The sequence below is a fragment of the Pseudomonas sp. NPDC078700 genome, from assembly GCF_044542375.1.
GTDB lineage: Bacteria > Pseudomonadota > Gammaproteobacteria > Pseudomonadales > Pseudomonadaceae > Aquipseudomonas.
This window is the reverse complement of record NZ_JBITUI010000006.1, coordinates 83,498-108,506: the sequence shown is the minus strand read 5'-3', so window position 1 is coordinate 108,506 and position 25,009 is coordinate 83,498. Positions and strand designations below refer to the sequence as shown.

Genomic DNA, 25,009 nt, shown 5'->3' with positions numbered 1-25,009 from the left:
GCGCTCCAATAGAATTGCGGTTGATGGTGAGCAGCTTACTCACGCTGACTTAAGCCAAGCTGAATAACCAGGCAGCCTGTCGAAACGCGTATTAGAGGCTGCTGAAAAAGCGCAATCTACTGGGGTACATAAGGCTGTTGAACGGGGTCATCAATGCAGCGACTCCTGCACAGTGGTTTTTCAGGGCTACCTTAGCGCCTGTTATTCATCTCATGAAGTGTGTTGGCCTGCGCACCTCGCGCTCTATAATCGCTGCCTTGCGTGACGGAGACCTGCATGAGCGCCATTATCATCAAAACCCCTGCCCTTACCCTTAAAGCTGGCCCGCGAGCGATGTCGCGTATTCGTGAGCGTGGCTTACAACCTGCAGATGTAGGCATTTTGCCGGGTGCAGCAGGTGGTCCAAAAGCACTGGGGATTCAGGGGTTAGACTTGGCCTTGTTTGGTCAATGGTTGCCACAGGAACCACGCGAACGCTCACTTATCGGCGCCTCGATTGGCTCTTGGCGCTTTGCCAGTGCCTGCCTGCCAGATGCGGCACAAGGCATACGTCGCTTGGGTGAACTCTACACCGCACAGCGCTTTGCCAAGGGCGTGACCATGGCCGAGATCTCGCAAAGTTGCCGGGTCATGCTCGACGAGTTGCTCGAAGGGCAAGATGCGGCCGTATTGAATAACCCGAATTACCGTTTGAATATTGTCGTGGTCAAGAGCAACGGCCTGCTTGCCCATGACCATCGTGGGGTGCTGGGTTTGGGCCTGTCCTCGGTGATCGGCAACAACTTGCTGGCTCGCTCTCGTCTGGCCCGCCATTTTGAGCGCATTATCCTGCATGACACGCGTTTAGCGCCGCCACTTCACCCGTTAACGGACTTCCCTTCGCGCTTTCTGCCCCTTGATAGCGAAAACCTGCGTCACGCGCTGTTGGCGTCAGGCTCAATCCCTATGGTCATGGAAGGCGTGCGCAACATTCCTGGCGCAGGTGACGGTACATATCGTGATGGCGGCTTACTCGACTACCACCTTGACTTGCCATACAGCGGCGACGATATCGTCTTGTACCCACACTTCACCGACAGAGTGATTCCTGGCTGGTTCGACAAAACCATGCCCTGGCGTCGAGGCGATAATGGTCGTTTGCAAGATGTGCTGTTGCTTGCTCCATCGGCTGAGTACCTGGCACGACTGCCCTACGGCAAATTACCTGATCGTAAAGACTTCACCCGGTTCCTCGGCGACGATGCGGGTCGTGAGCGCTACTGGCGCACAGCAATGCAAGAAAGCCAGCGCTTGGGTGACGAGTTTTTAGAACTCACTGAAACGGCGCAAGTGAGCACCCGGCTAACCCCACTTTGAACCTTAAGAGAGACCGGTAACGCGTTGATTTACCCTGAATCGGTAATTTTGAGCCGGGCTAAATCTGCCCCAAAAAAACGAAAAATCTCGCGTTTTATTGCCGCTGATCAGTGCAAACACAGTTTTAATAGAAAAATCCATCTTTTTTAGAACCGATATGTGACTTATAGGTCAACACCAGTCATCAACACTGTGAAGAGTCACTAAAGACATGCTCTTGCTGACTTTCACATTTTTGGGACTAACTAGGAGTCACTGACCCAATGGACGCACAATTGCGTTGCAATGAAGCATTACTAATTGTCGACCGCGCTTTCCAACCCTTTCAATGTGTCGCATGGTCGCCACAAAATGGTACTGACGAGCTGACGCTTACGGTCATTGACCGTACCAGCACTCGCCTACTGGGCCGTACAAAAATTTCCAGCAGTACTTACAGCAACCCTGAACTACTGGCCAAGGTGATTACCGAATCCCGTGAGGAATTGAGCCGTCAAGGCTTCGACCTCGCACCTTGGAGCATGCCGGCTTAAAAAGCCGCTGCTTGTAGGTTACCGCTGCGCTGCTCTCTATCTCTTAGGGCGTAGCGGTGACCAACTATTCAGTTTGTTGGATGAACTGGATCATATTGGCAATATCTGTGGGCTAGATGTCCTTGTTGCCATATTGTCGTTGAGCGCACACTGTATCCATCGCTCACCGAGACCTTCCCCATGGATGCGCTTAAAACCATCGCCTGCCTGATTTATCCTGACTTTATGAGCCTTGATGCGATTGGCCCATTGCAGGTCTTTGCTTCAGCCAATATCGAGCGCCAGCGTCAGGGTTTACCCGCCTACTACCAAACCTTATTGCTGGCAGAACAGGCCGGTCCTGTAAGCAGCTCTGCTGGGATTCAGGTCATTGCCGATCAGGCGTTCAGTGAAATCCAAGCCAAACAAATCGACACCTTGTTGATTCCCGGAGGCATTGGCGAGCGTGTACAAATCAACAATCAGCCACTGCTGGCGTGGTTGCGCGCTGGCGAGCCGCATATCCGCAGACTTGGCTCAGTCTGCTCTGGCGCGTTGATTCTTGCTGCCAGCGGGCTCCTGGATGGTCGCTGTGCCACCACGCACTGGGCCGATGTTGACACCCTTCGCGACAACCACCCAGGCATCGAAGTCCTTGGCGACCAACTGCACACCTACAACGCCCGGGACCCTATGGGTAATGGCCACTTATTTACCTCGGCAGGCGTGACTGCAGGTATAGATCTGGCGCTGGCCTTGGTCGAGGCGGATTTGGGCCGGGCAATGGCGCTGGCCGTGGCCCGCAGGCTGGTCATGTTTCTGCGTCGCCCTGGGGGGCAGGCACAGTTCAGCGCCCTGCTCAGCCCGGAGCCGAGCCGCACGCCACGCTTAGCTGCCTTACTGGACTGGATACCCTCCCGCATTGGTGATGATCTAAGTCTCGAAGTCTTGGCCACTCAAGCCTGTATGACGCCGAGAACCCTCTCACGGGTTTTTATTCAGGAACTAGGAGTGGGCCCCGGCAAGTATGTCGAGAAGATCCGCCTTGAAGCTGCGCGCAACTTACTCCAAGACGCACAAGCGTCAATCAGTACCGTGGCCAGGCTAACTGGCTTTGGGCATCCGGAGAATCTGCGACGTACCTTCCATAAACACTTATCCGTAAGCCCGCAGGAGTACGCGGAGCGCTTCGCCTAGCTCTAGGTTCAACACACAACAATGCCTCAATAGCTTGAGGTAAGGACTTTCTATGCTCGAATTACGCCCAAACTGTGAACGTTGCGCTCGCGACCTGCCTGGTGATTGTGACATCGCGCTCATCTGCTCATTTGAATGCACATTCTGCATCGACTGCGCCGCCGAGCACCTGCAGTACAGATGCCCCAACTGCTCAGGGGAGCTCGTTGCGCGCCCACGTCGTGCAAACCCGAAGCGGCTGCAGCCTGAGGTTTCCACTCAGGAACCTGGGACAGGATCTAAACAAGCACAAGGAGATCAGTGACATGGCGTTGATCACCCAGCCAACGATTGGCCGCCTGTTTATCTGCCAGGCCTTGTACTGGTGCTGCTCAATGATCGGCATCACATTGACTGCCTTGATTGGCCTGCAACTGGCGCCTCTTAATATTCTGGCGACTTTGCCGTTGGCCATTTTAGTGCTGGGCAATTTGCTGGCCGTGCAGCCGTTGTCTGTGTACATGCAAAACAAAGGACGGCGTGCAGGCCTGTTGCTCGGGGCGGGCTGCGGGGTAATTGGCGGACTGATCAGCGCTTTCGGTGTGTGGCTGGGTGAGTTCAACATTCTGTGCCTCGGCGCACTGCCAATTGGTGCTTACCAGGCCTCAGCCATGTATTACCGCTTTGCTGCATTGGAGGCTGTCGATGAGTCATCCAAAGGCCGTGCTAGCGCCTGTGTGATTGGCGGGGGTGTGGTGGCGGCACTGGTTGCACCAAGCATGGCATTGTGGTCAAAAAACGCCTTGGAGACGCCTTTTACTGGCGCTTACTTGATGATGGCCGTCTTGGCCCTTGTTGCAATGGGGGTACTGAGTCAGCTGCCCCAAGGCGCAGCTCCAATCGCCAGTACCGGTGGATGGACTCGCATCCGTGAACTCTTAACCCGGCCCATCGTACGTGCAGCAGTCGCCACCACCGCCATTGGTCATGGCTTGATGATTCTGGTGATGAACGCCACACCACTCGCCATGCGTTTCTGTGGTTTATCCCTGGAAACCAGCGCACAGGTGATGCAGTGGCACATGCTCGGTATGTTTCTGCCCGCCTTTGTCGCCGGGCGACTGGTCGATACCCTGGGCAGCCGTCGCGTCGCAGTCATAGGCAGTGGCGTTCTGTTAGTCAGCGCGGGGATTGCTATCAGTGGGGTGACTGCGGAGCTGTTCTTGATCAGCTCATTTCTATTGGGGCTAGGTTGGAATCTGATGCTGATTGCCGGCACCACCCTGCTCGCCCAAGGCCACACGCCTGCCGAACGCGGCCATGCCCAGGGGCTGATGGAGCTGAGCAATGGCTCCGTGGCCGCCAGCGCCTCATTTGCCTCTGGCGCGCTCATCAGTGGCATTGGCTGGAGTGCAGTCAACATCAGCATTGTGCCGCTGGTCGCCATCGCGCTATTGATGGTTATACCGAGCCGACGACCGCAATCAGCATGCGCGGGCAAGGGTTAAATTCCGGGCAGTAAAAAGGCGCCTTAAAGGCGCCTTTTCTAACCACGACCGCAACTCAGTAATAAGCGTTTTCTTTGTTGCTATGGTCAGTTACATCACGTACACCCTTAAGCTCAGGAATACGCTCCAGCAGGGTTTTCTCAATACCTTCTTTCAGCGTCAGGTCTGCCTGACCGCAACCTTGGCAGCCGCCACCAAATTGCAGAACGGCAATGCCTTCTTCAACCACATCGATCAAGCTGACTTGACCACCATGGCTGGCCAAACCGGGGTTGATTTCGGTTTGCAGGTAGTAATTGATACGTTCGTTGATCGGGCTGTCGTCATTGACCATCGGCACCTTGGCGTTTGGTGCTTTGATTGTCAGCTGGCCGCCCATACGATCAGTCGCGTAGTCCACCACTGCATCTTCAAGAAACGGCTCACTGACGGCGTCAATCCATGCCGTGAAGCTGGCCAGGCCAATGGCCGTGTCTTCTGGCTTTTGCTCACCTGGCTTGCAATACGCAATGCAGGTTTCAGCATACTGGGTGCCAGGTTGGGTGATAAAAACGCGAATGCCGATGCCCGCAGTGTCCTGCTTACTCAGCAAGTCAGCCAGATAATCGTGGGCAGCGTCGGTAATAGTGATAGTGCTCATGGCAACTCCTCGCAAACATATGTGCAGTGTACGACAACAGGGGTCACTTGATAAAGCCCGAGTATTTTTGTCGGATTAATTTACCTGTAACAACTCGGCGTCCGGATCGTCAACTGAGGACCACCACGCAGGCATTGCGGAGATCTTGGTTTATGAAAAAAACATGGCAACTATTGCCCGCTGCGTTGCTCTTAGCCAGTGCTGTGGCTCAGGGTTCAGCCCAGACATTTACCAGTGCTGAGCAGCCCACCAATGTATTGGAACTATACACCTCACAAGGCTGTAGCTCTTGCCCGCCAGCAGAAAAATGGCTGTCATCGCTGACTCAATCGCCGGATTTATGGAAACAGGTGATTCCTTTGGCCTTTCATGTCGACTATTGGGATTACCTTGGCTGGAAAGACCCCTTTGCCAATAAAAGCTACAGCCTTCGTCAGCGCGACTACGCCCGAAGCGGTGGGACCAGCTCGGTCTATACACCAGGCTTTGTGGTTGCAGGTCATGAGTGGCGTGGCTGGTTTCAAAATCAGCCCTTACGCCTGCCTGATAAGCAACAGACTGTTGGCAAATTGCAGCTGACCCTCAATGGTCGCGAGCTTAATGCAGCTTTTGCACCTGAACAAACGCCGCCTCAAGGGTTGACGCTCTATGTTGCCCGCCTTGGTTTTGGTATTGATACCAAGATAGCCAAAGGCGAAAACGCCGGAAAAACAATCAAGCACGACTTTGTAGTGCTGAGCCTGCAACAGGTCGCCGGGGATGGAAACCATTGGCAAAGCCGGCTGCCTGACGACGCTCGCGGAACTCGTCAGGCTGTGGTGGCCTGGCTGGGCGTCCCGGGCCAGCCGGCCCCCTACCAGGCAGTTGGCGGCTGGATTAAGCCATAATCGTTCACCCGTCGCGTAACGACGGGTGAGGTTTCAAAGGTTCTCGTATCGATTCATATCCAACACACCGGCCTGCACAGGGTCGGTCTCCTGGATATAACGGGTGAGATCATGGAAGTAGCGCCAAAAATCCGGATGAGTGCGGCGAATCCCCCAATGATCGACAACCTTTTCGAATGCGCCAGCATCTTTAGCCTGCTCAAGTGCCCTTACAAATGCAGGCACCTCTTGCGCTGGAACATTAAAGATAAAATTCGGGTAACTGCTCATAACCCCTGGATAAACGGTCAAAGTGTCGAACCCAGGCTCGTAACGTAAACCCTCACCAATCATGAAGGCGACGTTGCTGTGCATACGGTTACGCAGCAAGCTGTAGATGTTACGTTTACCGCCTGCCTCCTCAACCCGAATCATGGTCGCCTCAGGCAACTGATTAATCACTTTAAGACCCGCTGCGGGCTTATTGGCCAAGCGGCTGAGGGCTTGCTCCGCATCCTGCATTTGCGGGTCGGCATCGGCTTGATAGCAATGACCGTTGGTGCAGCGATTGATTGGATCAGGTGCGACGTTCAAGTCCCCTGCACGAATCAGCAACTGCCTGGCAAAATCGTCTTTGGGATGCCTTGCATCCAGTGACAGCGCAGTTTTGGTGTCCGTGTCCATGCCTTCGTAATAATCCAGCCACAGCTTCAATCGGCCACTTTTACGGTACCAGTCCTTTAAAATATCTTGCCGTGAATCTGCGGGCATCAAACGCAGGAAGTTCTGCTCAGCGCCGTTGCGGATCAAGTCGAAGTACAAGCGCGTTTGCGCCTGATGCGAGACATTGCCGAACACATCAAAATTCACAACCAACTGATAATAGGTGCGCTCCAGCAATGGATAATCAAGCCACCAAATCGTCTGTGGAATGCCACCAATCAGGCCCCGGCGAACGGAGGCACTGTCAAACTGACGGAAGATGGACAGCAATGCCTGATCGTTGCCCGCCCAGATATTGGACCAGCTCGGTAAAGCAGCCTCTTCGTAATGATCCCGGCGCAGCTCTTCGTACTCATTTCGCTTGTCGTGGTAGCTGTTCCAGATGCCGAGTACATCGCCAATATCATCGAACTGCCCAGGCATGGCCAGCAACGGGGTGACCTCAGCGCGGTACTCTGGGTCTGTGATGTACAGGTCATGCTTGGGATCTTGGAACAGAGTCCAGAAATTATCGCGAATCACGTCAGTCGCAATTTGACCACGACAGACTGGACCACGAATAAAGGTCCGAACAAAGTACTCCGAGTCATCAAGCATGAATTGATAGCGTGCTTGCGCCGGAATGGCTTTGTAGGTTTCAAATGGGTTGGCACGACGCGAAGCGCCATAACCGGGAACTGCGTCAACTGTCCAAGAGCCGTCAAAAAACATCGACTTGACGTGCGCCATCTTCTTTCGGCTTAGCTCATAGGTGATGTGTGTCTTGTGCACAATGACATCAGGCACCATTGCAATACGGTAGTAAAAATCAGCGCCCGGATCTTCATTGGGGCGGCGCGTGGCGATCGGGTCTATTGGCTGGCCGCTGGGTGTACGTGAACGCACCAGCTGGAAAAAATGACGACTTTTACCGTCATCGAAATATAAGTGGGCCAGGAATAAGTGTTCATAGAGCCAGCGGGAAACCAACTCCTCACGTGCACCATGCTGGTTAAAGAAGCTCTCCCACTCTTGTACTTGGGACATTTCATCTGGCGTAGCAACCGGTACCAACTTATCAACAGGCGCACCATCGGCCAGCCAACTTTGCAAGGTTTGGTAGTCTTCAGCGCTCAGACCGGTTACGGCAAATGGCATACCCACAGCCGGATTCTCGGCGGCGAACTTGTCAAAATCAGCGGGCAAGGTGCACTGATTAACGCGGTTAATCCCTAGATCAAGTTTCTCGGGCAATTTGCTATTGGGGGTGAATCTGTTGTTCTCATGCCCCAGTTTTAGCATACGGGCCATCAATGCAGCCTGGCTTCCTTGCTGATCGAGCACCGAGTTGAAGCCCTTGTTGCGCCACTCAGTTACAGTGTGAGCGTCATAGAACAAGCGCGTGGGGTCTTGTGCTTTCTTGCGCCCACCATCATAAATCGGTGATTGACTGGCACCGCGCTCAGCCCCTTCACCGCTCTCGAGTTTGAGCTGGCAAGGCGCGTCGTAACAGGCGTGGCAAGCAACGCAGTTTTTGGTAAAAATCGGCTGAATGTCTTTACTGTAGGAGATTTGTTCTGCCGCCAGCAAAGGGCTGAGCAATGCAAAACATGCCGAGATAAATAAACGATACTGCATTGCCACATCCTTAAAGAGCTAAGCGGCGATTCTAGCCGTCCAGGTTTGACGTGGCTATCGCCTTTATCATGAATCAAATTCATGTTTATCCGCACACGCTGCAAAAGCGTGCAGGTTTGCTATCATCGCGCCCTTCTGTATCCAGTAATTTTCAGGTATTTGCGTCCATGTCTTTGTCCGATCGTAGCGCCCGCACTCTCGCTCTCCAGCAAGCCCTCAAGGATCGTATTCTGATTCTCGACGGCGGCATGGGCACGATGATCCAAAGCTATAAACTGGAAGAAGAGGATTACCGGGGCGAACGCTTCGCCGACTGGCCAAGCGATGTTAAGGGCAACAACGACTTGCTGATTCTTAGTCGTCCGGATGTGATTGGCGCCATTGAGAAGGCTTACCTCGACGCCGGTGCCGACATTCTTGAAACCAATACCTTTAACGCTACCCGTGTTTCCCAAGCCGATTACGGCATGGAAGAGCTGGCTTATGAACTCAACGTTGAAGGCGCTCGCCTCGCACGTCAGGTTGCCGACGCCAAAACCGCTGAAACGCCTGACCGCCCACGATTTGTTGCGGGTGTCCTCGGCCCTACCAGCCGGACTTGCTCGATATCGCCAGACGTTAACAACCCGGGCTATCGCAACGTCACCTTTGATATTTTGGTGGAAAACTACACCGAAGCCACCCGCGGTCTGATTGAAGGCGGCTCCGACCTTATTTTGATCGAAACCATTTTTGATACGCTCAACGCCAAAGCCGCGATTTTCGCTGTGCAGCAGGTCTTTGAAGACCTTGGTGTGGAACTGCCAATCATGATTTCCGGCACCATCACTGATGCTTCGGGCCGAACCCTGTCAGGGCAAACCACCGAGGCCTTCTGGAACTCAGTACGCCACGCGGAGCCTATTTCGGTAGGGCTAAACTGCGCGCTTGGCGCCAAAGACCTGCGCCCGTATCTCGAAGAACTTTCCAACAAAGCTGAAACCCACGTTTCTGCTCACCCTAACGCTGGCCTGCCGAACGCATTCGGCGAATACGATGAAACACCCGCTGAAATGGCTGCGGTGGTTGAAGAGTTCGCAGCAGCAGGCTTTCTGAATATTGTGGGCGGTTGCTGCGGCACTACACCCGGGCACATTCAGGCGATTGCCGAAGCCGTTGCCAAGTATGCGCCCCGGCCATTGCCTGAGATTGCCAAAGCCTGTCGCCTCTCGGGTCTTGAGCCGTTCACCATTGACCGTAACTCGTTGTTCGTTAACGTGGGTGAGCGGACCAATATCACTGGGTCGGCCAAGTTTGCCCGGCTGATCAGGGAAGACAACTACACCGAAGCCCTTGAAGTCGCCCTGCAGCAGGTTGAGGCAGGCGCTCAGGTGATTGATATCAACATGGACGAAGGCATGCTTGATTCCAAGCATGCGATGGTCACTTTCCTCAATCTGATTGCTGGTGAGCCGGATATCTCGCGCGTGCCAATCATGATCGACTCCTCCAAGTGGGAAGTCATCGAGGCGGGCCTGAAATGCATTCAGGGCAAGGGCATCGTCAACTCGATTTCGATGAAAGAAGGTGTTGAACAGTTCAAACACCACGCCAAGCTGTGCAAGCGCTATGGCGCCGCTGTCGTGGTAATGGCCTTTGACGAAGACGGTCAGGCAGACACCCAAGCGCGTAAAGAAGAAATCTGTAAGCGCTCCTACGACATTCTGGTCAATGAAGTTGGCTTCCCGCCGGAAGACATTATTTTCGACCCGAACATTTTCGCCATTGCCACCGGCATTGAAGAGCACAACAACTACGCAGTCGACTTTATCAATGCCTGCGCCTATATCCGTGACAACCTGCCCTACGCACTGACGTCGGGCGGTGTGTCTAATGTGTCCTTCTCCTTCCGAGGTAATAACCCGGTACGTGAAGCGATTCACTCGGTGTTCCTCTACTACGCCATTCAAAATGGCCTGACCATGGGCATCGTCAACGCCGGTCAGTTGGAGATTTACGACCAAATCCCAACTGAGCTGCGTGACGCAGTGGAAGATGTGGTGCTCAACCGCACAGCCAACGGCACTGATGCCTTGCTGGCACTGGCGGACAAATACAAAGGCGATGGCAGCGTCAAAGAGGCCGAAACCGAAGAATGGCGCAGTTTTGCCGTGCAACAGCGTCTAGAACATGCGCTGGTAAAAGGCATTACCGCCTTCATCGTTGAAGACACTGAAGAGTTCCGCCAGCAGTGTGCCCGCCCGATCGAGGTGATCGAAGGCCCATTGATGAGCGGGATGAACATTGTTGGCGACTTGTTTGGCTCCGGCAAAATGTTCCTGCCACAAGTGGTTAAGTCGGCACGGGTGATGAAACAGGCTGTAGCCCACCTGATTCCGTTTATCGAAGCGGAAAAAGGCGACAAGCCCGAAGCCAAAGGCAAGATCCTGATGGCCACGGTTAAAGGCGATGTGCATGACATCGGCAAGAATATTGTCGGTGTAGTGCTGGGCTGTAACGGCTACGACATTGTCGATCTTGGTGTAATGGTGCCGGCAGAAAAAATTCTGCAAACTGCCATCGCCGAGAAATGCGACATCATTGGCCTCTCGGGCCTGATCACCCCATCGCTCGATGAAATGGTCCACGTAGCCCGCGAAATGCAGCGCCAGGGCTTCAGCTTGCCGCTCATGATTGGCGGGGCAACGACTTCCAAAGCGCACACGGCCGTCAAGATCGAACCCAAGTATCAAAACGATGCCGTGGTGTATGTGACTGACGCCTCGCGCGCAGTGGGTGTGGCCACCCAGTTGCTGTCTAAAGAACTCAAGTCCGCATTCGTGCAGAAGACCCGCGAAGATTACGCTGTGGTCCGTGAACGCACTGCTAACCGCAGCGCCCGCACGGAGCGCTTGAGCTACAGTCAGGCAATTGCCCAGAAACCTCAGTTTGATTGGGCCAGCTACCAACCAACAGTGCCCACCTTTACCGGGGTCAAGGTCTTGGAAGATATCGACTTGGCGGTCCTTGCTGAGTTTATCGACTGGACGCCATTCTTTATCTCATGGGACCTGGCGGGCAAATACCCTCGCATCCTCACTGATGAAGTCGTCGGTGAGGCCGCGACAGCACTGTTTGCCGATGCCCAGGAAATGCTCAAGAAGCTGATTGATGAAAAGCTGATCAGCGCACGGGCAGTATTGGGTTTCTGGCCGACCAACCAGGTCGACCATGATGATCTCGAAGTCTATGGCTCTGACGGCAAGCCGTTGGCCAAGCTGCACCATCTGCGTCAGCAAACCATCAAACCAGACGGAAAACCAAACTTCTCTCTGGCCGACTTTGTAGCGCCGAAAGACTCTGGGGTGCAGGACTATATCGGCGGTTTTATCACCACCGCTGGCATTGGTGCAGAGGAAGTCGCCAAGGCTTATCAGGACAAAGGCGATGACTATAACTCTATTATGGTCAAAGCCCTTGCCGACCGGTTGGCCGAAGCCTGCGCAGAATGGCTGCACCAGCAAGTGCGGAAAAACTACTGGGGCTATGACCCAGAAGAACAACTGAGCAACGATGAGTTGATCAAAGAAGCCTATAAAGGCATCCGCCCTGCCCCAGGTTATCCTGCATGCCCAGACCACACCGAGAAAGGCACGCTGTTCGACCTGCTCAATGACAATGAACAGAGTGGTGTTTTTCTCACCGAGCACTACGCAATGTTCCCGGCTGCATCGGTCAGCGGCTGGTATTTTGCACACCCGCAAGCGCAGTACTTTGCCGTCGGCAAGATCGACAAAGACCAAGTCGAAAGCTACACCGCTCGCAAGCAGCAAGAGCTACGCACCACTGAGCGTTGGCTTGCACCCAACCTCGGATATGACGACTAACGCCTCAGTTAAACTAAACAGCCCGCAATTGCGGGCTGTTAAGTTTCTGTCAGACGAACAGGCTAGCGCAGTCCTTCATCAGCAGCGGTGTAGCCCATACGCCAACTGATGGTTTTGGCTGTTTGCTTTAAACGCCCAGCGGCTATACCCGCCTCATCAGCATCAAACACTGTGGCCGAACCCACCACGGTCAGCACTGCTGCGACACGCCCATAGGCATCGAAAACCGGGGCTGACAAAGCATCCACCCCCGGCATAAGCAAACCATGTATCGCATGCAATCCCTGCTCACGAACCAGTTGCACATGCTGCTGATAGCGAGTGGCATCCGCCAGTGGATGATTGCGGTTGGCCTTGAGTTCCTGCTGACGCAGTTCAAGGGTCTCGGCCTCAGGTAAGTAGGCCGCAAACACCAAACCAGTGGCCGAACTCAGCAAGGGTAAGACCGAGCCAACCTGAGTCACCAGTGTCACCGCGCGACTGGCCGGTTGCAGTTGCACGACAGTTGCGCCTTTATTTGCCCAGACGGCCAGAAAGCAGCTTTCATTGAGCTCATCACGCAGTTCAGCCAATGGCGCGGCAGCGACTTTAAGCACATCCATACTCGCCAAGGCAGCCAAGCCCACCATTAACGCTTCACGGCCCAGGGAGTAATGGTTCGTCGCTTGATCTTGCTGAGCAAAGCCACTGGCTATCAGTGCTTGCAGGTAACGATGAACCTTGCTTGCGGGCATCTGCACATGCTCTGCCAAGTTCGACAACGAAGTCGCAGGGCTCAACTCAGCCAAGGCTTTGAGAATGTCAGTGCCCACCTCGGCAGAACGAACTTTCTGTTTACTGGATACTTCGCGATTTTGCGGCTTTTCCATTCAGTACTCGATCAGCAAGACGATGGCGTTTTATAGCTTGACGCAAAATTATACACAAATTACGTTATCCGAAATTCGATTACGATCGACTGGCAAAGTGACAAACTACAGTTGATCGCCTGGCAAACCTAACAATCTCTAAGAAGCCCGACTTAGACCTTGTGCGTATAGCGCCTCCGTGCTAATTCAGTGACACTTCTGTACCAGCGGTTAAACCCACTGCAGCTAAGAACGCTATCTTGGTTGCAGTCATAACAACAAAATAGGATCGACCATGCTTTCATCAATAACGGCCTTGAGCGTAAAGCTTGTCCAACGCTACCTACCTTCGCCATTTGTTTTCGCGATTTTGCTGAGCTTGATCGTACTGGTCGCCAGTATGCTCAGCACCGGTCAGGGGCTGCCGCAAATGGCCCAGCACTGGGGAAGCGGTTTTTGGAACCTATTGACCTTTGCCATGCAAATGGCCCTGATTTTGGTCACCGGTCATGCGCTGGCCAGTGCGCCGCTTGTTCACCGCTTACTTGGGGGACTGGCGCGCGTGGCCAAGTCGCCTGGCCAGGCAATTGTTTTGGTCACCTTGGTCGCCTTAGCGGGCTCATGGATCAACTGGGGATTTGGCTTGGTGATTGGTGCGGTGTTTGCTCGCGCACTGGCACGCGAGGTCAAAGGTGTTGATTACCCCTTGCTGGTGGCTTCCGCTTATTCTGGCTTCTTGATCTGGCACGGCGGCCTGTCTGGTTCAATCCCACTCTCGCTCGCCACAGGCGGCGCGGATCTGGAGCGTATGACTGGTGGCGTGGTGACAGCCGCCATTGGCGTTGGTGACACCCTGTTCACGCCGATGAACCTAACCATTATTGCGCTGTTAGTCATCGGCTTACCTTTGCTCAATCGCGCCATGCACCCAAGTCAGCCGAAAGTAGCTGATCCGAGCCTGCTGCTTGACAGTGAAGCCCCAGCGCTGCCCCGTGAAACACCCGCACAACGCTTAGATGACAGCCGTATTCTTAACCTGATTATCGTCGCTTTGGCCGCGGTCTATTTTGCGTATTACTTCGCCAGCAATGGTTTTGCCCTGACGCTCAATATCGTTATTGGCCTTTTCTTGTTTGTTGGTTTGTTTCTGCATGGCTCACCCGAGCGCTATATGCGAGCCGTCCAGGATGGTATTGGCGGTATCAGCGGCATCGTTATTCAGTTTCCCTTCTATGCCGGCATCATGGGCATGATGGTCGGTGCCAACGCTGATGGCATCTCGCTCGGTAAGCAAGTAACCGATGCCTTCGTCGTCTGGTCGAACGCCGATACCTTCCCGGTACTGGCCTTCCTGAGCGCTGGCTTTGTCAACGTATTCGTACCCTCTGGTGGCGGCCAATGGGCTGTACAAGGCCCCATCATGCTGCCCGCAGGCCAAGCCTTGGGCGTCGCACCTGCGGTAACCGCGATGGCCATTGCCTGGGGCGATGCCTGGACCAACATGATTCAACCCTTCTGGGCCTTACCTTTGCTCGGCATCGCCGGACTGGGTGCGCGTGACATCATGGGCTATTGCCTGTTGATGCTGGTTTACTCCGGCATCGTTATCTCAGGTTGCTTGTACTTTTTCGGCTAAAGGCATCAGCTTGTTTATGGGCGGGCAACATTAAGCTCGCCCCCTGTTCAAACAATAAAAAGCTTGAAGATAAACAGGACCCACGTCGTTATGTGTGGATGAAAAGCATCGTTGCTCTAGCGTTCGGCCTGGCTGGCTATGCAGTGTTCGGGCGCTCATTCAAGGAGTTAAACAATGAATAAGATTTACCCCAATGCTCAACAAGCCCTAGCCGACCTGGTTGAGGACGGCATGACCCTGGCGGTAGGCGGCTTTGGCTTGTGTGGCATTCCCGAGGCGCTGATTGCTGCCCTGCGTGAAACCGGCAAAACTAAACTGACCGTTATCAGCAACAACGCAGGCGTTGACGGTTTTGGCTTGGGCCTGCTGCTTGAATCCCGCCAGATCAGCAAGATGATCTCGTCCTATGTTGGCGAGAACAAAGAGTTCGAGCGCCAGTATCTCGCCGGTGAACTGGAGTTGGAGTTCACCCCTCAAGGTACATTGGCGGAGAAACTACGTGCGGGCGGTGCAGGAATTCCTGCTTTCTTCACCAAAACGGGCTACGGCACGCTGGTTGCCGAAGGTAAAGAAACCCGCGAGTTTGATGGTGAGTGGTACGTGATGGAACGTTCACTGACAGCCGATATCGCCCTGGTTAAAGCCTGGAAAGCCGATAAATCCGGCAATCTGGTGTTCAACAAAACAGCGCGGAACTTCAATCCGCTGGCAGCAGCGGCTGCCAAGATTTGCATTGTCGAAGTTGAAGAGATCGTCGAAACCGGCGAGCTTGATGCAGACCATATCCACCTGCCGGGTATCTACGTACAGCGGCTGGTGCTTAACAGTTCACCGCAAAAACGCATCGAACAACGCACACTGCGGAGCGCTTAATCATGGCTTGGACACGCGAACAAATGGCGCAGCGCGCCGCACAGGAACTCCACGACGGCTTTTACGTTAACCTCGGTATCGGCTTGCCAACCCTGGTCGCCAACTACATCCCCCAAGGCATGGATGTATGGCTACAAAGCGAAAACGGTTTGATGGGCATTGGCCCGTTTCCAACTGAAGATGAAGTTGACCCGGACCTTATCAATGCGGGTAAACAGACCATTACCACCCTGCCCGGCAGCGCTTTTTTTGACAGCGCAGCAAGTTTTGCGATGATCCGCGGCGGCCACATTAATCTGTCTATTCTCGGCGCGATGCAGGTCTCAGAAAAAGGTGATCTGGCCAACTGGATGATCCCAGGCAAGATGGTCAAAGGCATGGGTGGTGCAATGGATCTGGTCGCCGGGGTCAAACGGGTTGTGGTGTTAATGGAGCACACCGCTAAAGGGAATACCCACAAAATCCTGCCTAGCTGTGACCTGCCGTTGACTGGCGTTGCAGTGGTTGACCGCATCATCACTGACCTTGCGGTACTTGATGTGACTGAGCAAGGCATGCGCGTTGTTGAGTTGGCCGATGGTGTGAGCTTCGCCGAAGTGCAGGCAGCTACAGGCTGCAAACTGTTAGAGGGCTAGCCCACAACCTGCATATGGCTCAGGTGGCTGAGCCATATGCAGGCATTTGCCCTCGCCTCTATTGCCCCTAAATGCCTTTTCTGCCCGGGTCTTCCGGCGGTGTTTCAACCTCAATATCTTCAAGCTTTAACTCCAACCCCCAATCCGCTGCATCGGCTACCGCTGCTGGTTTTACCTGAGCGACGGGTGCTGCTGCCGGGCTAGGTGCAGGCGCTGCTGGAGCTTCGCGGTAGAGCTTGAGTTTAAGCCTTACGTTGTTAGCTGAGTCGGCATTTTTAACCGCTTCTTCCTCATCAATCGCACCCTGGTTAACTAAATCGATCAAGGCCTGATCAAAGGTCTGCATGCCTAGGTTTTTTGATTTTTCCATGATTTCTTTAATCTCAGAAAACTCATTGCGTTTGATCAGGTCACGTATCGTTGGCGTACCCAACAGCACTTCAACCGCAGCGCGACGTTTGCCGTGGATGGTTTTAACCAAACGCTGCGACACAAAGGCTTTGAGGTTGTTACCCAGGTCATTCAACAGCTGTGGCCGACGATCTTCTGGAAAGAAGTTGATAATCCGGTCGAGCGCCTGATTGGCGTTGTTGGCATGCAAGGTTGAAATCGCCAAGTGGCCGGTATCGGCAAAAGCCAGCGCATGCTCCATGGTTTCACGGTCACGGATCTCACCAATCAGAATCACATCAGGTGCCTGACGTAGCGTGTTTTTCAGCGCCGCATGAAAACTGCGGGTATCAACACCCACTTCACGCTGGTTAATGATCGACTTCTTGTGCCGGTGTACGTATTCAACCGGGTCTTCAATAGTGATGATATGCCCACCGCTGTTGCGGTTACGGTAATCAATCAAGGCCGCAAGAGAAGTCGACTTGCCAGAGCCGGTACCGCCAACAAAGAGCACTAAGCCGCGTTTTTCCATGACAGTGCCGAGCAACACTTCGGGCAGTTTCAGGTCTTCAAACTTGGGAATATCCAGTTTGATGTTACGCGCCACGATCGACACTTCATTGCGTTGCTTAAAGATATTGATCCGAAAGCGGCCTACGCCAGGCACCGACATCGCCAGATTCATTTCCAGCTCACGCTCAAACTCTTCGCGCTGAGCCACATCCATGATTGCATCGGCCACGCCAGCAACGTCACCGGGTTTTAAAGGCTCGGCGCTCAAGGCTTTGAGCATGCCGTTAAATTTCGCACAAGGCGGTGCACCAGTAGAAAGGTACAAATCCGAGCCATCTTGGCTGGCAAGAATTTTGAGAAGAGATTGAATGTCCATGTGTACGTCCGTAAGACAAGTTCTACAACAGTAGGCGAGTTTTTGAGCCTGCACAGACCCAGCTAATGAGCGCCGGGTTGAGCGGCCTTGGGTGTCCTTTCAGCGATGTGTTAAATACTGGCACAATACGTCGCAAGAACTTGTGAGGAAGCGCCCATGGCTAAAGCAATGGCGAAACATATTTTAGTGAAAACCGAGGCTGAGGCAGCTCAACTGAAGAAACGCCTGGCCGCAGGCGAAGCCTTTGATGTACTGGCGCGCAAGTACTCAACCTGCCCATCCGGCAAACGTGGCGGTGACTTGGGGGAAGTGCGCCCCGGGCAAATGGTCAGAGTCATTGATCAGGTCATTTTCAAAAAGCCCCTGCGCGAAGTGCATGGCCCGATCAAAAGCCAGTTTGGCTACCATTTGGTTCAGGTATTTTATCGCGACTAGCCTGCTCTAACTGACAAAGCGCCTGCTGATTAGCAGGCGTTTTCGTTTGGCTTACATAGCCGGGCGATACCCTTTCAGCCAACACATCCGCCCAGACAACATGGTGGAAGCAGTCACCTGCTTCCTGTGAACACTGACGCCCTTCCACGACTCCGCTGCCGTGGAACGGCAAAACACCCTCCTCGCCCTAGTCCTTTCATTTCAAACCGCATAATTTGGGTATACACCTTACGCATTAATCCTTAATAAACGCTGTGATGAATGCGCTAAACATCTGCTTTATATCAGGGTATTCATTCTTGTGTTTATGGTCTGAAAGCCCCTGTTTAGAGCTATGTTAATCCTTAGGGATGAAACAGCATAATTCATACTTTGCGCGCTTAAAGGGTAGGTTTTGCGTGCTAATGTCATTACCGCTGCACCTACATCCATTGGAGAGCCGTATGAAAACAACAACATGGCCCGCGGTATTTCGTCCACGCACCCTGGCAATCGCTGTCGCTCTAGGCAGTGTTGCGCCTGCCTACGCGGTCAATTTCAATATCGGGGAGATTGAGGGCCAATTTGATTCCTCACTGTCGGTCGGGGCCAGTTGGTCCACAGAAGACCCAGATAAGGATTATATCGGCCAGGCTAACGGCGGGAATGCCTTCACTCAGACTAACGACGACGGTCATCTGAACTTCAAAAAGAACAAGACCTTCTCAAAAATCTTCAAAGGTATTCACGACCTTGAATTGAAATATGGCGATACCGGCGTATTTGTTCGTGGCAAATATTGGTACGACTTTGAGTTGAAGGATGAGGGCCGCGAGTTCAAAGACATCGACGACCACAATCGCAAAGTCAGCGCGCAATCTTCCGGCGCGGAAATTCTCGATGCATTCATCTACCACAACTATGCCATTGGTGATGTACCAGGCAGCGTGCGCCTTGGTAAGCAAGTGGTTAGCTGGGGCGAAAGTACCTTTATTGGTAACAGCATCAACTCGATCAACCCGATTGACGTTTCTGCGTTCCGCCGTCCAGGCGCGGAGATCAAGGAAGGCTTGATCCCGGTCAATATGTTCTACCTGTCGCAGAGCATTAACGAGAACCTCTCGGCTGAAGCCTTCTACCAGTTGGAGTGGGACCAGACGGTTATCGACAACTGCGGTACTTTCTTCTCAGGTGCGGACGTCGCCGCGGATGGCTGTGATACCAACTACAACATTCTCCAGCCTGCTGCTATTGGCGCGCTGCAAGGTGCAGCCGCTGCAGGTCTACTGCCGGGTGTAACGGTTGAAGATGAGGGCTTGCTGCTGCCACGTGGCGGCGATCGCGATGCGCGTGACTCGGGCCAATATGGCTTGGCGTTGCGCTGGCTCGGAGATGAAACCGAGTACGGTGCTTACTTCATGAACTACCACAGCCGTACCCCAATCGTCAGTATGCAGAACACTGACCAGGCGGGTATCGCTGCCGCTCTGCAATCACTCTCTGGCCCAGCCGGTGCCCTTGGTGCGCAAGCCTTGCTGATCGGTCGGGGGACTTACTTCCTTGAGTACCCTGAAGATATTCGCCTTTACGGTTTGAGCTTCTCTACCACTCTGCCTACCGGGACCTCTTGGTCGGGCGAAGTGAGCTACCGGCCAAACATGCCGCTGCAAACCAACACCACTGACCTGACGCCAAACCTTGCAACAACTGTCGTTGATGGTTTGACCACTGGTGGTGTGCCGGGTGCCTTGGCCACAGCGGGCCTGGAGACCCATGGTTATCAGCGTAAAGAAGTGACTCAAGCACAAACAACCTTTGTGCACTTCTTTGATCAGGTCATGGGCGCCAGCCGCTTAACCCTGATTGGTGAAGTGGGCTATACCCGGGTTGGCGGTATGACCGATGATGTCGGTAATCGCTTTGGCCGCGACGCAACCTTCGGGGTGCCTGAAAATACTGAAGCTGCAGACCGCTATGGTTCGCACGGCTTTTTCACCAGCTCATCATGGGGCTACCGTGCCCGTGGCGTACTTGACTACAACGATGCATTCGCAGGCATCAACCTTAAACCAAACTTGGCATTCTCACACGACGTACAAGGTTACGGCCCGACCTTTAACGAAGGCTCAAAAGCTGTCAGTGTTGGTGTCGACGCCGAATACCTCAATACTTACACCGCCAGCCTGAACCTCACCGAGTTTTTCGGCGGCGACTACAACGTGACGACTGATCGTGACTTTGTCGCCCTCAGCTTCGGCGTAAACTTCTAATTCTGTCAGCACAGAGAATCAGTCTTATGAAAACAACAAGCAAACTGATTACTGCAATCACTATGTCGCTGCTAGCAAGCAGTGTCATAGCGGCAGTTCCGCCCGCAGAAATCGCTAAACTGGGAACCAGCTTGACCCCCTTAGGTGCTGAAATGGCAGGCAATGCCGACGGCACCATCCCAGCGTGGACTGGTGGTATGGCAGTTGATGCAGCTCCAGTTACCGCAAATGGCTTTTTGGGCGACCCTTACGCCAGTGAGAAGCCAGAGTTCACCATTACTGCCCAGAACATGGACCAGTACAAAGACAAGCTTTCACCGGGCATGATCGCCATGCTCAAGCGCTATCCTGAAACCTTCAAGCTGCCCGTGTATGTCACTCACCGTTCGGCAACCGTACCCAAGGATATTCAGGAAAAAGCCAAGATCAGTGCGGCCAAAACCACACTGGTTGAAGGCGGGAACGGCCTGAAAAATTTTACTGATAGCCGTTACTACCCTTTCCCGATTCCACAAAGCGGTATTGAGGCCGTATGGAACCACATCACCCGTTATCGCGGTGGCAACCTCAAGCGTATGTACATCCAGGCGACGCCTCAGACCAATGGGTCGTTCACGGCTGTGAACTTCGAGGACGAAGTGGCGTTCCCGGACTTCATGCCAGATCTGTCTGCAGATAAAGCGGCGAACGCTCTGCTGTTCTTCAAGCAGCGCATCACTGCACCATCGCGCCTGGCAGGTAACGTACTGTTGGTGCATGACTCGCTTGATCAGATCAAAGAACCACGTATGGCCTGGCTCTACAACGCCGGTCAGCGTCGCGTGCGCCGTGCGCCTCAGGTCGCGTATGACGGCCCAGGCACCGCAGCAGATGGCTTGCGTACCTCGGACAACTTCGACATGTACAACGGTGCGCCAGACCGCTACGACTGGAAACTCATCGGCAAGCGCGAAATGTACATCCCGTACAACAACTTCCGCATTGCCAGCCCTTCCCTGAAGTACAAGGACCTGCTGCTGGCAGGCCACTCCAACCAGGACTTGGCGCGTTACGAGTTGCACCGCGTTTGGGAAGTACAAGCCACATTGAAATCGGGCGAGCGTAATATTTACGCCAAACGTACCTTCTTTTTGGATGAAGACTCCTGGACCATCGTTCTCTCGGATCTGTACGACGGTCGCGGTCAACTGTGGCGTGTAGGTCAGGCCATGACAATGCAGTACTACCAGCGTCAGGTGCCTGCGTTTGCATTTGAAGGTCTCTATGACCTGATCGCCGGTCGCTACATTGTCACGGGCATGAGCAACGAAGAGAAAGAGTTTGTGCAGTTCGACGTCAAAGCCACTGCTGCAGACTTTACCCCAGCCGCACTGCGTAACGCTGGCGTGCGTTAAAGCCAGCTAGCTGAACCTTGGATGAGGCGACCCTTGGGTCGCCTTTTTGCCCTATCTGGCTCGTACCCAAGCGGTGAGCTCAGTAGATACAAGGCACTGACACAGTGAGGACTCATTATGCACGACAATGTTCGTGCTCTACCTGGGGCTCGTCTTCGAGTTGCCAATGCTGCATTGCCACGCATGCCCACTCAGCACCTCGCCAGGCCACGATTGACCAGCAAGCTGTTAGCTGAGGAAAATCGAGTCAGACTTATTTGTGCGCCAGCCGGTTTTGGCAAGAGTGTCCTGCTCAATGAATGCGCTCGCCGAGCAGGCCCGACAACCCGAATAGTCTGGTTGGACCTTCTGGGCCACCCTCTGAGCCCTGCCGATTTTCTTGAGCGTTTTGCTGCGGCGCTGCAATTACCCTACGGTCAAGACACGCCGCAAAACGAACTTAGCTTTTTACTGGCCCGGCTATCCCAGCAATCGGTTTGGATTATTCTGGACGACTATCCCAGACAACCGAATTTCGCCCTAGATGCCTGTATTGATTTTTTACTCGAACGCTCTCCTGACTCCTTGCATTGGTGGATCGCCGGCCGCCGCCTCCCCGCCTGGAACTTGCCCCGCCTACTGCTCCAAGGTGGGCGTGTTGAGCTGGACGCTAAAGCACTAGCGCTCAACGAACTCGAACTGGCTGATTTTCTGCAACAACGCCACATGCAATTATCAAACGAGCAAATGGCAAGGTTGCACTATCAAAGCGAAGGTTGGCTGGCTGATATTTGCTTCAAGCTGATGAATCAAAACACCACGAACCTCGCTCCCCTATTGGACCGTGATTCACCATTGATGCAGGAATACGTCGAGCGTGAAGTTTTAAGTGAGCTTGCGCCAGACATGTATGAAGCCCTGCTGTTGCTCGCCCACCTGCCGCGGTTTTCTTCAGCATTGTGCAAACACCTGCTTGAAGATAAATATGGGCCTCAAGTGCTGGAGCAGCTCTGCCAACGCCAGATGTTTATATGCGCCGTGGAAGATGAAGGCACTTGGTATCGCTTATCACGACCTCTGAGCCACGTGCTCAAACAGTTTGCGTCTGAGCAAACACTTAATCACACCCATATTCTCGCCTGTCAGTGGTTCGCCCAACAGGGTGCAATACGCGAAGCTGTAGAGCATGCGCTATGGGCAGATCAACCTGAGACTGCCGCCAACTACTTGCAGCGCTACGGTGAAGACCAACTGCTGATCGGGCAAAGCGTGACGCAGTTTTTGCATTGGCGCGATGAATTACCCGCCAGCCTGTTTGCCAGCACACCGCGCTTGGTCATTCTGCAGGCATGGGCACTGATCATCTGTACACGCTTGGATGAAGTAGAAGACTGTATTGCCGGCCTTGGTCGTTTTCTGCCGCAACCCACTGCTGTGCGCCAACAGCAACTACTGGCGCAATATCAGGTACTCATAGGCGTTATGCAGCGTCAGTACGGGCTAGCAACTGCCCGGCTAAACTGCCTTGAAGCCTTGGACGTGCTTAATGAGGCAGCATGGTCACAGCAGATTTTATGCTATCAGGCGCTTAGCCAGCAGGCGGCGGCAGAGATGAACCTGACGCTAGCGCAAGAGTATTGCCAAGAGGGGTTACGCCTCTCGCAACAGCACGGAAATATTCTATTCGAGACATTACTGAGCATTGATCATATTCATCAACTTGCGATGCTCGGCGAATGCCAAATCGCGTTAGCAAAGGCTGAGCAAGCCCTCGCACTCATGCACGGTGCCAATTTGCAGGGGCCCGTCTATGCGAGGTTACAGCTTTTACGTGGCAGTATCCTAGCAAGTAGTGGCGAGCCTGAGGCCGCAAAATCCGCACTCAATGAAGGCATTAACGAAGCGCAAAGCTGCGAAGACGCCTACCAGCTATTTGGCTTCTTGGTTCTCGCTGAACTGGAAGCTGAAAACGGTCACTTAAAACTTGCCGAGCAGTTGCTGGAACAGGCCGAGCGCTACATGCAACAGCACCGCATCCCCGAGGTTCGTTACTCTTGGGCACTGCGCTTAGCGCAAGCAGAACTTTGCCGGCTCAAGGGTGACACCCACAACGCCCGCAAAAGCGTTTTGGTGATTCGTCAGCAACTTGAAGACAATCATTTATTACTCCCATCCGGGTTTTATGACCTGCTTCTACGAACACGCTTATGCTCAGCGAAAATAGACATTGATCTGGATAGCCCTGAGCTCGCCCAGGCAGAACTGGAGCAGCTATTACATGACTGCCAACGCACTGGGCATCTGAACTTGGTCACGCAAATACAGTTGTGCCTAGCCGAGTTGCTAGATAGCAGCGGCGCACAAGAAAGTGCCGAAACACACCTCTGCGCAGCGTTGTTAAACGCTCAGCGTCAGCAACAGATCAGTCCTGTCCAAGCGCTGCAAAAGCGTCAGCCCGAATGGCTTGACCAGTTGTTATTGCGGCATGAGGGGTTGGTTTTTTTGCGACAAAAACTACTCGCTACCCGTGCCAAGCCAGCAAATGATCTGGCTTCGACTAAACACACTCTTAGCAAGCGTGAAGTGGCTGTCTTGAGTTTAATATCCAAAGGCTACTCAAATCAGCAGGTCGCCGAAGCCTTGTTTATCTCCCTGCACACAGTGAAATCCCATGCACGGCGAATCAATACCAAACTTGGCGTACAACGACGAACCCACGCTGTTGCCCTGGCCAAAGAACAGGGGCTTATCACCTAAGCACGCGGAAACGCAGGGTGATAATGCCCTGCGTTTTCAGTGCAACCAAGCCGCAAGCGCGATTAGAGCAGGTCGACTATTTATCTAGTTCCTGCAAGGCCTCCTGCAACTCCTTGCGCGACTCGGCGAGCTTTTCTTTGCGCTTATTGATCTTGTCGATATCGCCCTTCTTCATGGCTTTATCCAGATCTGCTTCGCGTTCACTCACTTCGTGCTTGGCATCAAGGACGTCTTTTTCCCGATCCTTCTTCAATGAATCATCGGTGCAATGCTCATTGACTTCACTGAGCGCCTTTTCAAGCCCCGCTTGCTGATCGCTATTGCCGTGAGCTTTGGCAAATTCAATCTGCTTCTGGATGTCTTGCTTCTTGGCCGCGCAGCCAGTCAAAGTCTTAGGTGGCTCAGCGGCCCACAATGGAGCCGAGAGTACGCTGCAAAGCGTAAACACGACCAAGGGTGTAAAGGTTTTCATAAAAATTCCTAATTCAAAAACTGCAGCCATCGGCTCAAGTGCCGTGTCCTTAGTATTAATCCTAGCAAGCAATAGTCAGTAATGGGCAACGAAAGCTAAGACTCATTATGGCAGCCTGTTTCAACAGGTGTTTGAGTTGAAAAATCAGGCCCTCAATAGAGCTCCTCCCTTACTGGTGAAGTTTC

The 25,009-nt window shown here is 53.6% G+C and carries 19 protein-coding genes; 14 read left to right on the top strand and 5 right to left on the bottom strand.

Annotation, left to right across the window (positions count from 1 at the left end; genetic code table 11):
• The first annotated feature begins 276 nt into the window (after nucleotides 1–276).
• From ACIGCM_RS19350 to ACIGCM_RS19330, 5 genes are all read left to right on the top strand, one after another.
• Complete coding sequence (locus tag ACIGCM_RS19350) at nucleotides 277–1,356, top strand: patatin-like phospholipase family protein (protein WP_397503679.1); 1,080 nt, start codon at nucleotides 277–279, stop codon at nucleotides 1,354–1,356.
• A gap of 263 nt (nucleotides 1,357–1,619) precedes the next feature.
• Complete coding sequence (locus ACIGCM_RS19345) at nucleotides 1,620–1,889, top strand: hypothetical protein (protein WP_397503678.1); 270 nt, start codon at nucleotides 1,620–1,622, stop codon at nucleotides 1,887–1,889.
• A 180-nt stretch (nucleotides 1,890–2,069) separates the two neighbouring features.
• Nucleotides 2,070–3,065 (top strand): GlxA family transcriptional regulator, encoded by a 996-nt coding sequence (locus tag ACIGCM_RS19340; protein ID WP_397503677.1) that lies wholly within the window; start codon nucleotides 2,070–2,072, stop codon nucleotides 3,063–3,065.
• Nucleotides 3,066–3,117: 52 nt separating this feature from the next.
• Nucleotides 3,118–3,369 (top strand): DUF1272 domain-containing protein, encoded by a 252-nt coding sequence (locus ACIGCM_RS19335; RefSeq protein ID WP_397503676.1) that lies wholly within the window; start codon nucleotides 3,118–3,120, stop codon nucleotides 3,367–3,369.
• Between the two features lies 1 nt (nucleotide 3,370).
• Nucleotides 3,371–4,552: an MFS transporter gene (locus ACIGCM_RS19330; protein WP_397503675.1), complete on the top strand. Its 1,182-nt coding sequence runs from the start codon at nucleotides 3,371–3,373 to the stop codon at nucleotides 4,550–4,552.
• 55 nt (nucleotides 4,553–4,607) lie between these two features.
• On the opposite strand, the gene nfuA is transcribed toward ACIGCM_RS19330, so the two are convergent.
• A complete protein-coding gene (nfuA, locus tag ACIGCM_RS19325; protein ID WP_397503674.1) occupies nucleotides 4,608–5,192 on the bottom strand; it encodes a Fe-S biogenesis protein NfuA in 585 nt (194 codons plus the stop codon).
• A 152-nt stretch (nucleotides 5,193–5,344) separates the two neighbouring features.
• On the opposite strand from nfuA, the gene ACIGCM_RS19320 reads away from it, so the two are divergent.
• Nucleotides 5,345–6,079, top strand: coding sequence for a DUF1223 domain-containing protein (locus ACIGCM_RS19320; RefSeq protein ID WP_397503673.1), 735 nt, complete (start codon nucleotides 5,345–5,347; stop codon nucleotides 6,077–6,079).
• 33 nt (nucleotides 6,080–6,112) lie between these two features.
• On the opposite strand, the gene ACIGCM_RS19315 is transcribed toward ACIGCM_RS19320, so the two are convergent.
• The gene (locus ACIGCM_RS19315) at nucleotides 6,113–8,398 is read right to left on the bottom strand and encodes a fatty acid cis/trans isomerase (RefSeq protein WP_397503672.1); all 2,286 of its coding nucleotides are present in this window, start codon (nucleotides 8,396–8,398) and stop codon (nucleotides 6,113–6,115) included.
• 167 nt (nucleotides 8,399–8,565) lie between these two features.
• On the opposite strand from ACIGCM_RS19315, the gene metH reads away from it, so the two are divergent.
• Nucleotides 8,566–12,264 carry a methionine synthase gene (metH, locus tag ACIGCM_RS19310; RefSeq protein ID WP_397503671.1) on the top strand — a complete coding sequence of 1,233 codons (3,699 nt, stop codon included), beginning with the start codon at nucleotides 8,566–8,568 and terminating at the stop codon, nucleotides 12,262–12,264.
• Nucleotides 12,265–12,326: 62 nt separating this feature from the next.
• On the opposite strand, the gene ACIGCM_RS19305 is transcribed toward metH, so the two are convergent.
• The gene (locus ACIGCM_RS19305) at nucleotides 12,327–13,133 is read right to left on the bottom strand and encodes an IclR family transcriptional regulator (protein WP_397503670.1); all 807 of its coding nucleotides are present in this window, start codon (nucleotides 13,131–13,133) and stop codon (nucleotides 12,327–12,329) included.
• Nucleotides 13,134–13,407: 274 nt separating this feature from the next.
• Here ACIGCM_RS19305 and ACIGCM_RS19300 point away from each other — a divergent pair, with 274 nt between their 5' ends.
• From ACIGCM_RS19300 to ACIGCM_RS19290, 3 genes are all read left to right on the top strand, one after another.
• The gene (locus tag ACIGCM_RS19300; RefSeq protein WP_397503669.1) at nucleotides 13,408–14,748 is read left to right on the top strand and encodes a short-chain fatty acid transporter; all 1,341 of its coding nucleotides are present in this window, start codon (nucleotides 13,408–13,410) and stop codon (nucleotides 14,746–14,748) included.
• 174 nt (nucleotides 14,749–14,922) lie between these two features.
• Entirely contained in the window at nucleotides 14,923–15,621 is a 699-nt protein-coding gene (locus ACIGCM_RS19295) for a CoA transferase subunit A (RefSeq protein ID WP_397503668.1), read from the top strand.
• 2 nt (nucleotides 15,622–15,623) lie between these two features.
• Entirely contained in the window at nucleotides 15,624–16,256 is a 633-nt protein-coding gene (locus ACIGCM_RS19290; protein WP_397503667.1) for a CoA transferase subunit B, read from the top strand.
• 67 nt (nucleotides 16,257–16,323) lie between these two features.
• Here ACIGCM_RS19290 and ACIGCM_RS19285 read toward each other — a convergent pair whose 3' ends face one another.
• Nucleotides 16,324–17,538, bottom strand: coding sequence for a PilT/PilU family type 4a pilus ATPase (locus ACIGCM_RS19285; RefSeq protein ID WP_397503666.1), 1,215 nt, complete (start codon nucleotides 17,536–17,538; stop codon nucleotides 16,324–16,326).
• Nucleotides 17,539–17,694: 156 nt separating this feature from the next.
• On the opposite strand from ACIGCM_RS19285, the gene ACIGCM_RS19280 reads away from it, so the two are divergent.
• The 4 genes from ACIGCM_RS19280 to ACIGCM_RS19265 all read left to right on the top strand — a co-directional run bounded on the left by ACIGCM_RS19280 (nucleotide 17,695) and on the right by ACIGCM_RS19265 (nucleotide 24,352).
• Entirely contained in the window at nucleotides 17,695–17,973 is a 279-nt protein-coding gene (locus ACIGCM_RS19280) for a peptidylprolyl isomerase (RefSeq protein ID WP_397503665.1), read from the top strand.
• A 443-nt stretch (nucleotides 17,974–18,416) separates the two neighbouring features.
• Complete coding sequence (locus ACIGCM_RS19275) at nucleotides 18,417–20,222, top strand: DUF1302 domain-containing protein (RefSeq protein WP_397503664.1); 1,806 nt, start codon at nucleotides 18,417–18,419, stop codon at nucleotides 20,220–20,222.
• Between the two features lie 26 nt (nucleotides 20,223–20,248).
• The gene (locus ACIGCM_RS19270; protein ID WP_397503663.1) at nucleotides 20,249–21,616 is read left to right on the top strand and encodes a DUF1329 domain-containing protein; all 1,368 of its coding nucleotides are present in this window, start codon (nucleotides 20,249–20,251) and stop codon (nucleotides 21,614–21,616) included.
• A 117-nt stretch (nucleotides 21,617–21,733) separates the two neighbouring features.
• Nucleotides 21,734–24,352, top strand: a complete 2,619-nt coding sequence (locus ACIGCM_RS19265) for a LuxR C-terminal-related transcriptional regulator (protein ID WP_397503662.1) — start codon at nucleotides 21,734–21,736, stop codon at nucleotides 24,350–24,352.
• Nucleotides 24,353–24,428: 76 nt separating this feature from the next.
• Here ACIGCM_RS19265 and ACIGCM_RS19260 read toward each other — a convergent pair whose 3' ends face one another.
• Nucleotides 24,429–24,824 (bottom strand): DUF1090 domain-containing protein, encoded by a 396-nt coding sequence (locus ACIGCM_RS19260; protein ID WP_397503661.1) that lies wholly within the window; start codon nucleotides 24,822–24,824, stop codon nucleotides 24,429–24,431.
• Between the last annotated feature and the right edge of the window lie 185 nt (nucleotides 24,825–25,009).

Coding starts and splice junctions, on each gene's coding strand:
- ACIGCM_RS19350 (WP_397503679.1), top strand. CDS start 277: ATGAGCGCCATTATCATCAAAACCCCTGCCCTTACCCTTAAAGCTGGC.
- ACIGCM_RS19345 (WP_397503678.1), top strand. CDS start 1,620: ATGGACGCACAATTGCGTTGCAATGAAGCATTACTAATTGTCGACCGC.
- ACIGCM_RS19340 (WP_397503677.1), top strand. CDS start 2,070: ATGGATGCGCTTAAAACCATCGCCTGCCTGATTTATCCTGACTTTATG.
- ACIGCM_RS19335 (WP_397503676.1), top strand. CDS start 3,118: ATGCTCGAATTACGCCCAAACTGTGAACGTTGCGCTCGCGACCTGCCT.
- ACIGCM_RS19330 (WP_397503675.1), top strand. CDS start 3,371: ATGGCGTTGATCACCCAGCCAACGATTGGCCGCCTGTTTATCTGCCAG.
- nfuA (WP_397503674.1), bottom strand. CDS start 5,192: ATGAGCACTATCACTATTACCGACGCTGCCCACGATTATCTGGCTGAC.
- ACIGCM_RS19320 (WP_397503673.1), top strand. CDS start 5,345: ATGAAAAAAACATGGCAACTATTGCCCGCTGCGTTGCTCTTAGCCAGT.
- ACIGCM_RS19315 (WP_397503672.1), bottom strand. CDS start 8,398: ATGCAGTATCGTTTATTTATCTCGGCATGTTTTGCATTGCTCAGCCCT.
- metH (WP_397503671.1), top strand. CDS start 8,566: ATGTCTTTGTCCGATCGTAGCGCCCGCACTCTCGCTCTCCAGCAAGCC.
- ACIGCM_RS19305 (WP_397503670.1), bottom strand. CDS start 13,133: ATGGAAAAGCCGCAAAATCGCGAAGTATCCAGTAAACAGAAAGTTCGT.
- ACIGCM_RS19300 (WP_397503669.1), top strand. CDS start 13,408: ATGCTTTCATCAATAACGGCCTTGAGCGTAAAGCTTGTCCAACGCTAC.
- ACIGCM_RS19295 (WP_397503668.1), top strand. CDS start 14,923: ATGAATAAGATTTACCCCAATGCTCAACAAGCCCTAGCCGACCTGGTT.
- ACIGCM_RS19290 (WP_397503667.1), top strand. CDS start 15,624: ATGGCTTGGACACGCGAACAAATGGCGCAGCGCGCCGCACAGGAACTC.
- ACIGCM_RS19285 (WP_397503666.1), bottom strand. CDS start 17,538: ATGGACATTCAATCTCTTCTCAAAATTCTTGCCAGCCAAGATGGCTCG.
- ACIGCM_RS19280 (WP_397503665.1), top strand. CDS start 17,695: ATGGCTAAAGCAATGGCGAAACATATTTTAGTGAAAACCGAGGCTGAG.
- ACIGCM_RS19275 (WP_397503664.1), top strand. CDS start 18,417: ATGAAAACAACAACATGGCCCGCGGTATTTCGTCCACGCACCCTGGCA.
- ACIGCM_RS19270 (WP_397503663.1), top strand. CDS start 20,249: ATGAAAACAACAAGCAAACTGATTACTGCAATCACTATGTCGCTGCTA.
- ACIGCM_RS19265 (WP_397503662.1), top strand. CDS start 21,734: ATGCACGACAATGTTCGTGCTCTACCTGGGGCTCGTCTTCGAGTTGCC.
- ACIGCM_RS19260 (WP_397503661.1), bottom strand. CDS start 24,824: ATGAAAACCTTTACACCCTTGGTCGTGTTTACGCTTTGCAGCGTACTC.